Raw genomic sequence first — 11,717 nt, 5'->3', positions numbered from 1 at the left:
CGGGGACGCCGCCTGCGGTCGGCCGGGTCCCGCCGCCGGTGAGGCCGAGCGGGACGACGAGGGGCTCCGCGGCGAGGGTCGCGGCGTCGTAGAGGGCGAGCCCGCGCTCCACGCTCAGCAGCGGCATGCCGCCGGACCCGACCCGGGCGACGTCGTGGTCGGACAGGCCACCGGTCATCCCGGCGCCCTGCTCCCAGGCGCCCCAGGCCAGCGAGGTGGCGGGCAGCCCCAGTGCGTGGCGGTGCGCGGCGAGCGCGTCGAGGAAGGTGTTGCCCGCGGCGTAGTTGCCCTGGCCGGGTCCGCCCATCACCCCGGCGGTGGAGGAGTAGAGGACGAACGCCGCGAGGTCGTGGTCGCGGGTGAGGTCGTGCAGGTGCCAGGCGGCGTCGACCTTCGGGGCCAGCACGGCGTCGACGGCGGCGGGGGTCAGGGAGGTGACGGTGCCGTCGTCGAGGACGCCCGCGGTGTGCACGACGGCGGTGATCGGGTGTGCCGGGTCGACGCCGTCGAGCAGGGCGGCCAGCGCGTCGCGGTCGGCGACGTCGCAGGCGGCGACGGTGACCTGCGCACCGGCCGCGGTCAGCTCCTCGCGCAGCGCGGTGGCGCCGGGGGCGTCGGGCCCGCGGCGGCCGGCGAGCAGCAGGTGCGCCACGCCGTGGGTGGCGACGAGGTGGCGCGCCAGAACGGCGGCGAGCCCGCCGGTGCCGCCGGTGATCAGCACGGTGCCCTGCGGGTCGAGCGGCGGCGGGACGGTGAGCACGAGCTTGCCGACGTGGCGGGCGGAGCTCATGAACCGGAACGCCTCGACGGCGTGGCGCACGTCCCAGCTGCGCACGGGCAGCGGGGACAGTGCGCCGTCGGCGAACAGCCCGACCAGCGCGACCAGCATCTGCTGGATGCGGTGCGGGTCGACGGCGCCGAGGTCGAAGAACCGGTAGCTGATCGAGGCGGGCAGGTCCGCGGCGTCGCGGATGTCGGTCTTGCCCATCTCCAGGAACCGGCCGCCGTCGCCCAGCAGGCCCATCGAGGCGTCGACGAACTCCCCGGACAGGGCGTTGAGGACCACGTCGATCCCGGCCCCGGCGAAGGTCCCGGCGAACTCCAGGGTCCGCGAGGACGCGATGTGGTCCGGCGCCACACCCAGCCCGCGCAGGACGTCCTGCTTGGGCTCCGACGCCGTCGCGTACACCTCGGCTCCGAGGTGGTGCGCGATCTGCACCGCGGCCATGCCGACGCCACCGGCTCCGGCGTGGATCAGCACCTTCTCGCCGGGCTGCAGGTCGGCCAGGTCGACCAGTGCGTGGTAGGCGGTGAGGAACACCAGCGGGACCGACGCGGCGGTCTCCCAGTCCCAGCCGTCGGGGACGGTGGTGAGCAGCCGCTCGTCGGTGACGCCGAGCGGGCCGAACCCGCCGAACAGCATGCCGGTGACGCGGTCGCCGGGGGCGAGCGTGGTGACCTCGGGCCCGACCCCGGTGACGACGCCGGCGGCCTCGGAGCCGAACAGCCCCGCGTCGCCGGGGTACATCCCGAGTGCGTTGAGGACGTCGCGGAAGTTCAGGCCCGCGGCGCGGATCCCGACCCGGACCTCGTGCCCGCCCAGCGGGGCGAGGACGTCCGGGTGCGGCGCCAGCTCGAGGCCGTCGAGGCTGCCCTTGGCGCGGCAGCCGAGCCGCCAGGGGGTCCCGGCCGGCGGCACGAGCGCGGCGCCGGACTCCAGCGTGGCGAGCCGCCCGACCCGCACGGCGCCGTCCCGGACGATCGCCTGCGGTTCGTCGGCGTCGAACAGCGCGGGCAGCTGCGCGACCGCGGCGAGCGACGCCGGGGTGTCGTCGAGGTCGGCGACCAGCAGCCGGCCGGGGTTCTCCGAGCCGGCGGAGCGCAGCAGGCCCCACACGGGTGCGGTCGCGAGGTCGAGCGGGGCCCCGGAGCCGTCGGCGACGGCGCCGCGGGTGAGTACGACGAGGCGGGTCCGGGTGAGCCGGTCGTCGGCGAGCCACTGCTGGAGCAGTGCGAGGACCTCGCGGGTCAGGGTGTGCGCGGCGGCGGGGCCGGTGTCGCCGGAGCCGGGGGCGGTCAGCGCGACGGCGACCAGGTCGGGCGGGTCGGCGTCGTGGAGGTCCGCGAGACCGGTGACCGTCCGCACGGTCGACACGGCGGCGGGCTCGGCGGACAGTGCCGCGGCGACATCGCCGGCTCCCGCGCCGTCGAGGACCGCCCAGGTCGCCGGGGTGTGCCGGGGGGTGAGGATCTGCGGCACCCAGTCCATCCGGAACAGCGATCCCGGGTCCCGGCGGTCCGGTCCCGCCGCGTCCGGCCCGGCGGCGCGCAGGGTCAGCGAGTCCACCGAGATCACCGGGTTGCCCTGCGGGTCGGCCGCGCTGATCCGGACGGCGTCGGGCCCCGCGGAGGTGACGCGCACCCGCAGCGCGGTCGCGCCGCCGGCGTGCAGGGACACCCCGTTCCAGGCGAACGGCAGCAGGCTGCGGTCGTCCCCGTCCGCGGAGGCGAACACCGTGCTGTGCAGGACGGCGTCGAACAGGGCGGGGTGCAGGCCGAAGTCGCCCGCGTCCTCGGCCCCGGCCGGAGGCAGCGCGACCTCGGCGAGGACCTCGTCGCCACGGCGCCACACCGCCTGCAGGCCGCGGAAGACCGGGCCGTACTGCAGCCCGTTGCCGGCGTAGCGGTCGTAGAGGCCGTCGATGTCGACGGGCTCGGCCCCGGCGGGCGGCCAGGTGCGGGCGTCGAACTCCGCGACCTGCTCGCCGGCGGCGACCCGGCCGGTGGCGTGCCGGGTCCAGTCGGCGTCGGGGTCCTGCGCGGGACGGGCGTACACGCTGACGTCGCGGGTGCCGTCGGGGTCGGCCGCGCCGACGGCGATCTGCATCTGGACCGCGCCGGTGGCGGGCAGCACCAGCGGCGCGGCGAGCATGAGCTCCTCGACGCGGTCGCAACCGGCCTGGTCGGCGGCGCGGACGGCGAGCTCGAGGAAGCCGGTGCCGGGGAAGAAGACCATGCCGCCGACGACGTGGTCGGCGAGCCACGGGTGGGTGGTCAGCGACAGGGTGCCGGTGAGCAGCAGCTCGTCGGACCCGGCCACGGACATCGCGGCGCCGAGCAGCGGGTGGTCGGCGGGGGCCAGCCCGAGCCCGACGGCGTCGCCCGGGCGCTGCACCGCCTTCGGCCAGTACCGCTCGTACTGGAAGGCGTAGGTGGGCAGGTCGGTGCGCCGGGCGCCGGTGCCGGCGTGGACGGCCTCCCAGTCGACGGCGGTGCCGGCGACGTGCAGCGCACCGAGCGCGGCGACGGTCGCCTCCTCCTCACCGCGGTCGGTGCGCTGCAGCGCGACGGCGGTGGCGTCGGGCGCGGACTGCGCGGCCAGCGCGGTGAGCACCCCGGCCGGGCCGATCTCCAGGAACACCCGGGCGCCGGCGTCGGTGAGTGCACCGACGCCGTCGGCGAACCGCACGGCCTCACGGACGTGGCGCACCCAGTACCCGGGATCGCACAGCTCCGCCGTGGCGGGTGCCCCGGTCAGGGTGGAGACCAGCGGGATCCGGGGCTCGGCGTAGGACAGGCCCTCGGCGACGGCCGCGAACTCGGCCAGCATGGGGTCCATCAGCGGCGAGTGGAACGCGTGCGACACCCGCAGCCTGCTGGTGCGCCGGCCCTGCTCGGCGAGCCGGGCGGCGACGGCGAGGGTGGCGTCCTCCTCGCCGGACACGACGACCGACGACGGCCCGTTCACCGCCGCGATCGCGACACCGTCGGTGAGCAGCGGGGTGACCTCGTCCTCGGTCGCCTCGACGGCGACCATGGCGCCACCGCGGGGCAGCGCCTGCATCAGCGAGGCGCGCGCGGTGACCAGCCGGCAGGCGTCGTCGAGGGAGAACACGCCCGCCACGTGGGCGGCGGCGATCTCGCCGATCGAGTGGCCGGCGACGAGGTCCGGGGTCACGCCCCAGGACTCGACGAGCCGGTACAGCGCGACCTCGACGGCGAACAGTGCGGGCTGGGTCGCCCCGGTCTCGTCGAGCGCGGCGGCGTCGGTGCCCCACACGACGTCCCGCAGGTCGTCCCCGAGCAGCGTGAGGACCTCGTCGAACGCGTCGGCGAACACCGGGTGCCGCTCGTACAGCTCGCGGCCCATGCCGAGCCGCTGGGCGCCCTGCCCGGAGAACAGCGCGGCGAGCCGGGGACGTCCGGTGACGTGGCCGAGGGCGACGCCCGGCGCGCTCCCGTGCTCCAGCCAGCCGGCGAGCGCCTCGCGCCCGGCCCGTCCGTCCGGTCCGGTGACGACGGCGAGCCGGTGTTCCTGCACGGCGCGGGTGGTGGCGAGGGAGTACCCGGTGTCCAGCGCGGTCGGGGCGTGGTCGCGCTCGACGTGGGCGAGCAGCGCGGCGGCCTGGTCGCGCAGGGCGGCGGGGGTGCGGGCCGAGACCGTCCAGGCCAGCGCCTGCGGGAGGCGGGCGGCGGGCTCGGCGGCGGGCTCGGCTGGGGCAGGCGCCTGCTCGACGATCACGTGGGCGTTGGTGCCGCTGACCCCGAAGGAGGACACACCGCTGCGCCGCGGCCGCTCCACGGCCGGCCACGGGCGCGCCTGCGTGAGCAGCTCGACCGCGCCCGCGGACCAGTCGACGTGGGTCGAGGGGCGGTCCACGTGCAGTGTCCTGGGCAGCTCCCCGTGCTGCATCGCCATGATCATCTTCATGACCCCGGCGACACCGGAGGCGGCCTGGGTGTGTCCCATGTTCGACTTGACCGAGCCGAGCGCGAGCGGCCGCTCGCGGTCCCGCCCGTAGGTGGCGAGGATGCTCTGCGCCTCGATCGGGTCGCCGAGCGGTGTGCCGGTGCCGTGCGCCTCCACGGCGTCGACGTCGCCGGCGGACAGCTCGGCGTTGGCGAGCGCGGCCCGGATGACACGCTGCTGGGACGGCCCGTTCGGCGCGGTGAACCCGTTGGACGCGCCGTCCTGGTTGACCGCGGACCCGCGGACGACCGCGAGCACCGGGTGCCCGAGACGGCGGGCGTCGGACAGCCGCTCCAGCACCAGGATCCCGGCGCCCTCGGACCAGCCGGTGCCGTCGGCGCCCTCGGCGAAGGCCTTGCAGCGCCCGTCGCGGGCCAGCCCACCCTGGCGGCTGAACTCGACCAGCGACCCGGGCGTCGACATGACGTTGACGCCGCCGGCCAGGGCCAGGGAGCTCTCGCCATTGCGCAGCGAGGCCACGGCGAGGTGCAGCGCGACCAGCGACGACGAGCAGGCGGTGTCGACGGTGAGCGCGGGGCCCTCGAGCCCGAGGGTGTAGGACAGCCGCCCGGACACGGCGCTGGCGGCGATCCCGGTGCCGACGTCGCCGGTCGCGTCGTCGAGCGAGCGGACCACCAGGTAGGCGTAGTCCTGCCCGTTGGTGCCGATGAACGCGCCGGTGCGGCTGCCGCGCAGCCCGGCCGCGTCGATACCGGCGCGCTCGATCGCCTCCCAGGCGGTGGTCAGCAGCAGCCGCTGCTGCGGGTCCATGGTGACGGCCTCGCGCGGCGAGATCCCGAAGAAGCCGGGGTCGAAGTCGGCGACCCCGTCGAGGAACCCGCCCTGCATGCTGATCTCGGTGTCGCGGGCGTCGGTGCCGCCGGCGTGCAGCGCGTCGAGGTCCCAGCCACGGTCGGTGGGGAACCCGGAGATCACGTCGGTGCCGGCGGCGACCATGTCCCAGAGCGCCTCGGGCGAGTCGACGCCGCCCGGGAACCGGCAGCCCATGCCGACGACGGCGATCGGCTCGGTGGCCGCGGCCTGGAGCATCCGGTTCTGCCGGCGCAGCCGGTCGGTCTCCTTCACCGCGGCGCGCAGCGCGGTGACGACGTCGTTGCCACCGGCGGTGCCGGACGCGTGCTTCTCGTTCATCGTCTGTTCCCTCACTCGCGCTACAGGTCGTCGGGCCGGCCGTCGAGCGCGGCCCGCACCAGGTCGTCGACGGACATCGCGTCGACCTCGCTGCCACCGGGACCGGCCCCGGTGTCGTCGTCGGCTGCGGTTTCCTCGCCCCGGCCGACGAGCCGCAGCAGCGGCTCCAGCACGCCGAGCTCGCGCAGCCGTTCCAGGGGCACGGTGGCCAGTGCTGCCCGGATCCCGGCCTCCTCGCCGTCGGCCCCGGTGTCGTCTCCGGCCAGCTCGTCGAGCAGGTACCGGGCGACGGCGGCGGGGGTCGGGTGGTCGAAGACCAGCGTGGCCGGCAGGCCCAGGCCGGTGGCGGCGCCGAGCTGGTTGCGCAGCTCGACCGCCCCCAGGGAGTCGATCCCGAGGTCACGGAAGGACCGTTCAGCCCCGACGTCGTCGCTGCCGGGATAGCCGAGGACCTGCGCGGCACGCGACCGCACCAGGTCCACGACCGTGTCCAGCCGCCGCGCGGGCGGCAGTGCCGCGAGCGTCGCGGCGAGGTCGTCCTCCGCCGCGCCGGGCCGGGTCCCGGCCTGGCCTGCGACGAGCTCGGCGTAGCCGGGGAACTCGCGCAGCAGCGGGCTGGGGCGGGTGCCGCCGAACGCGCCGGCGAACCGGTCGAGCTCGACCTCGGTGACGACCGCGGTCGGCGCCGTCCCCGCGATCAGGCGGAGCATGGTCTCGACCGCGAGCGCCGGGTCCATCGCACCGATCCCGGTGCGGCGGGCCGCGTCGTCGGCGGAGCCGGCCCCCGCCATTCCGCCGCCGCCCCAGACACCCCAGGAGATCGAGGTGGCGGCGTCGCCGCGGGCCCGGCGCTGCTCGGCGAGCGCGTCGAGCACGGCGTTGGCCGCGGCGTAGTTGGCCTGTCCGGGGTTGCCGACGGCCGAGGACGCGGAGGAGAACAGGACGAACGCGTCGAGGTCGAGGCCGCGGGTCAGCTCGTCGAGCAGCAGCGCCGCGGTGACCTTGGACCGGAAGACCTCCCGGTACCGCTCCGGGGTGAGGCGGTCCAGGATCCCGTCGTCGAGCACGCCCGCGGCGTGCACGACGCCGGTCAGCGGCCGGTCGGCCGGGATCGCCGCGATCACCGCGGACAGCTGCCCCCGGTCGGCGGCGTCACCGGCCACGACGGTCACACCCGCACCGAGTGCCTCGAGCTCGGCACGCAGCCCGTCCACGCCGGGCGCGTCCGGGCCGCGGCGGCCCAGCAGCACCAGGTGCCCCGCGCCGTCGGCGGCCAGCCGCCGGGCCACGTGCCCGCCCAGGGCGCCGGTGCCACCGGTGATCAGGACCGTGCCCGTGGTGGTCCAGGCGGCCGTGTCCTCGCGCGGCGGGGCCGGGACCAGCCGCCGCGCCAGGACCGCGGCGCCGCGGACGGCGACCTGGTCCTCGTCGTCGAGCCCGGCCAGTACCGCGCCGAGCGCGGCGGCGGCCCGCGGGTCGGGGTTCTCGGGCAGGTCGGCCAGGCCACCCCAGCGCTGCGGGTACTCCAGCGCCGCGACCCGGCCCAGGCCCCAGATCGCGGCCTGCAGCGGCCGTGCCGGGCGGTCGGTGGTCCCGGTGGAGACCGCGCCGCGGGTCAGGCACCACAGCGGGGCGTCGACGCCCGCGTCGCCGAGGGCCTGCAGCAGGCCGGTGGTGAGTCCGACCCCGTCGGGGACGTCGCCGGTGAGCTCGTCGCGCAGCGCGAGCAGCGACACGACCCCGGCGACCGGGGTCCCGGCGGGCAGCTGCGCGGTGAGTGCGGCGGCGATCACCGCGCGGTCGGTGGAGCCGGTCTCGACGGTCACGACGGCGGTGCCGATCCCGTCGAGCACCGTGGTCACCCACGGGTCGGCGGCGGTGCCCTCCGGGAGCACTGCCAGCCAGGTGCCCTCGGGGGTGCGGCGCCGCCCGGTCGCGGAGCCGGTCAGCCGCTTCCAGACGATCCGGTGCCGCCAGCGGGCCAGCCGGGCCTCCTGCGCCCGGCGGCTGCGCCAGTCCATCAGGGCCGGCAGCACCGCCGACAGCGCCGCGCCCTCGACGTCGAGCTGTGTCTCGAGTGCGGAGAAGTCCTCTTGCGCGACGGCCTCCCAGAAGGCGGCGTCGATCTCGTCGGGGGTGCCCGGGCCGGCGGGCGCGACCGCCCGGGTCTCCTGGCCGGGCATGACGTCCGGCCAGAACCGGTCGCGCTGGAACGGGTAGGTCGGCAGGTCGACCCGGCGGGTGTCGTGGCCGGCGAAGAACGCCTCCCACCGGGGGCCCGCGCCGTGGGTGTGCAGCCGGGCGAGCGCGGCGACCAGGGTCGCCTCCTCGTCGCGGTCGCGGCGCAGGGCGGGGACGGCGAGCGCGTCCGGCGCGCTGCGCGGCACGAGTGCCGACAGGACCGCGTCCGGCCCGAGCTCGAGGAAGGTGCTGACGCCGCGGGCGGCGAGTGCACGGACTCCGTCGGCGAACCGGACGGTGCCCCGGACGTGGCGCACCCAGTACTCCGCCGAGCAGAGCTCGTGCGCCGCGGCGACGGCGCCGGTCAGGTTGGACACCACCGGGATGCGCGGCTCGTGGTAGTCGAGCTCCTCGGCGACCGTGCGGAACTCGGCGAGCATCGGGTCCATCCGGGCCGAGTGGAACGCGTGGCTGACCTGCAGCCTGCTGGTGCGCCGTCCCTCGCCGGCGAGGACCGCCGCCAGGGCGGTCACCGCGTCGTCGTCACCGGACAGGACCACCGAGCCGGGCCCGTTCACCCCGGCGATCGCGACGCCGTCGGTGAGCAGCGGGGTCACCTCGTCCTCGTCGGCCTCGACCGCGACCATCGCGCCCCCGGCCGGGAGCGCCTGCATCAGACGGGCGCGGGCGGCGACCAGCCGGCAGGCGTCGTCGAGGTCGAGGACCCCGGCGACGTGCGCGGCGCTGATCTCGCCGATCGAGTGCCCGGCCACGAAGTCCGGGCGGACCCCCCAGGACTCGACGAGCCGGTACAGCGCGACCTCGACGGCGAACAGCGCCGGCTGGGTCGCCCCGGTCTCGGCGAGGGCGTCGGCGTCGGTCCCCCACATCGTGTCGCGCAGCGGCCGGTCGAGGTGACCGTCGAGCCGGGCGAGCACCGCGTCGACGGCGTCGGCGAACACCGGGTGCCGTTCGTACAGCTCGCGGCCCATCCCGAGCCGCTGCGCGCCCTGCCCGGAGAACAGGGCGGCGCTGCGGCCGCTGCGCTCCAGGCGGTGGGTCGCGACCTGCGGTGCGGTGTCGCCGTGGGCGACGGCGGTGAGCCCTGCGAGGAGCTCGTCGCGGCAGGTGGCGGTGACCGCGGCCCGGTGGTCGAACGTCGCACGGCTCGTGGCCAGGGCGCGGGCCAGGTCGCGCAGCCGCAGGTCCGGGTGCTCGCCGAGGTGGGCGACCAGCTCGTCGGCCTGGGCACGCAGCGCGGCCTCGGTGCGGCCGGACAGCAGGACCGCGACCGCGCCGGGGTCGTCGCGGGTGTCGTCGGCGCGCCGGACGACGTCGGCGTGCGGGGGCTGCTCCAGGATGGCGTGCGCGTTCGTGCCGCTCGCGCCGAAGGAGGACACCGCGGCCCGGCGCGGACGCCCGGTCTCGGGCCACCCGGTGGGCGCGGTGAGCAGCTGTGCGTCGCCCGCGGTCCAGTCCACGTGCGAGGACGGGTTCTCCGCATACAGCGAGCGCGGCAGCACGCCGTGCTCCATGGCGAGCACCATCTTGATGACGCCGCCGACGCCCGACGCGGCCTGGGTGTGGCCGATGTTCGACTTCAGCGAGCCGAGCAGCACCGGCCGGTCGCGGTCCTGTCCGTAGGTGGCGAGCAGGGCCTGGGCCTCGATCGGGTCGCCGAGGGTGGTGCCGGTGCCGTGCGCCTCGACGGCGTCGACCTCGCCCGGGGTGAGCCGGGCGTTGGCCAGCGCCTGGCGGATGACGCGCTGCTGGGCCGGTCCGCTGGGTGCGGTGAGGCCGTTGGAGGCGCCGTCCTGGTTGATGGCCGAGCCGCGCAGCACCGCGTGGACGCGGTGGCCGCGGCGGCGGGCGTCGGAGAGCCGTTCGACGACGAGCATGCCGACGCCCTCGGACCAGCCGGTGCCGTTCGCGTCGTCGGAGAAGGCGCGGCAGCGACCGTCCGGCGACAACGCGCCCTGCGCGCTGAACTCGACGAACCCGACCGGGGTGGCCATGACGGTGACGCCGCCGGCCAGCGCGATCGAGCACTCCCCCGCCCGCAGGGCCTGCGCCGCGAGGTGCAGGGCGACCAGCGACGAGGAGCAGGCGGTGTCCACCGAGACCGTGGGGCCCTGGACGCCGAAGGTGTAGGCGACGCGGCCCGACAGCAGGCTGGCGGACTGGGCGGTCTGCCACTGTCCCGCCTCGGCGGGCGGCCGGTAGTCACCGGAGCCGCCGCCGACGAACACGCCGTACTCGGCGCTGCCCCGCAGCGACGCCGGGTCGATCCCGGTGCGCTCCAGTGCCTCCCAGGAGGTCTCCAGCAGGATCCGCTGCTGCGGGTCCATCACCAGTGCCTCGCGCGGCGAGACGCCGAACGGTCCCGGGTCGAAGTCGGTGGCGTCGTGGAGGAAACCGCCCTGGGCCGTGGCGCTGCGGCCGGGGCCGTCACCGGCGAGGGTCTCCAGGTCCCAGCCGCGGTCGTCGGGGAACGCCCCGACGGCGTCGACGTCGTCGGCCATGAGCTGCCACAGGTCCTCGGGCGAGGCGACGCCCCCCGGGTACCGGCAGGCCATGCCGACGATGACGATCGGGTCGTCCCCGGTGGCGGACGCGGCGAGGGTGACGGGCTCGGCGGCACCGTCACCCCCGCCGAGCAGCTCGCCGCGCAGGTGCGCGGCCAGCGCAGCGGGATTCGGGTGGTCGAAGACCAGGGTGGCGGGCAGCGCGACACCGGTGGCGGCGGTGAGCTGGTTGCGCAGGTCCACCGCGGTGAGCGAGTCGAAGCCGAGGTCCCGGAAGGGCAGGTCGGGCTCGAGCGGCTCGCCGTCGGTCAGACCGAGCACCGTCGTCGCCTTCGCGGCGACGAGGTCGAGCAGGATCGTGTCCCGCTCCGCTTCGGGCTGCTCGGCGAGCCACTGCCCGTACCCGCTCGCGGCGGCCTCGCGGCCGGCCCGCTCGCGGGCCGCACCGGACAGCGCGGTGCGGGCCTCGGGCAGCGCGTCGAACAGGGTGGTGGCGCGGGCGTCGTGGTGGGCCGGGGCGAAGGTCTCCCAGCGCACGTCGGCCACGATCTCGGCGGCGGCACCGTCCGCGACGGCCCGGCCCAGCGCGGCCATCGCCGCGTCGCCGTCCATCGCGGGCAGGCCGTTCATCCGCAGGTGGGCCGCCGTCGAGCGGTCGGCAAGATCGGTCCAGGCGCCCCACGCGACGGCCGTCGCGGGGACACCGCGCCCGCGCAGGCTGCGGGCGACGGCGTCGAGGTGGGCGCCTGCGGCGGCCTCGACCGCCCGTCCGCGCACCCCCCAGACCCCGGCGATCGAGCCGAACAGGACGACCGCGTCGAGGTCGTGTGCGGTCGCGGAGCCGGTGAGCGCCGTGGCGAGGGCCTCGACGGGGGCGAGGACGTCGGCGAGGCCGGCGTCGCCGAGCGCCTCTCCGGCGTGGACGACCGCGGTCGGGGCGTCGGGGGCACCGTCGAGCAGCGCCGCGAGCGCGGCCGGGTCGGCGGGGTCGGCGTCGGACACGGTGACCGCGACGCCGAGGTCGGCCAGCTCGGCGGTGACGGCGTCGGTGTCGACCGACGCCGCGGCCGAGGGCGCGGTGAGCACCAGGTGCGTGGCGCCGTCGGCGG

Annotated in this window: 1 protein-coding gene and 1 pseudogene; both read right to left on the bottom strand. The window is 76.8% G+C overall.

Annotated features, from left to right (window positions below):
* Window positions 1–5,830, bottom strand: a pseudogene (locus NH602_RS21315) (SDR family NAD(P)-dependent oxidoreductase); the annotation flags it as partial.
* A gap of 92 nt (window positions 5,831–5,922) precedes the next feature.
* Window positions 5,923–11,717 (bottom strand): type I polyketide synthase (locus NH602_RS21310; protein ID WP_305882468.1); only part of this gene is annotated, 5,795 nt, incomplete at its 5' end.

This window comes from Pseudonocardia sp. McavD-2-B, from assembly GCF_024124365.1.
Classification (GTDB): Bacteria; Actinomycetota; Actinomycetes; order Mycobacteriales; family Pseudonocardiaceae; genus Pseudonocardia; species Pseudonocardia alni.
This window is presented reverse-complemented; position numbering and strand designations above follow the sequence as displayed.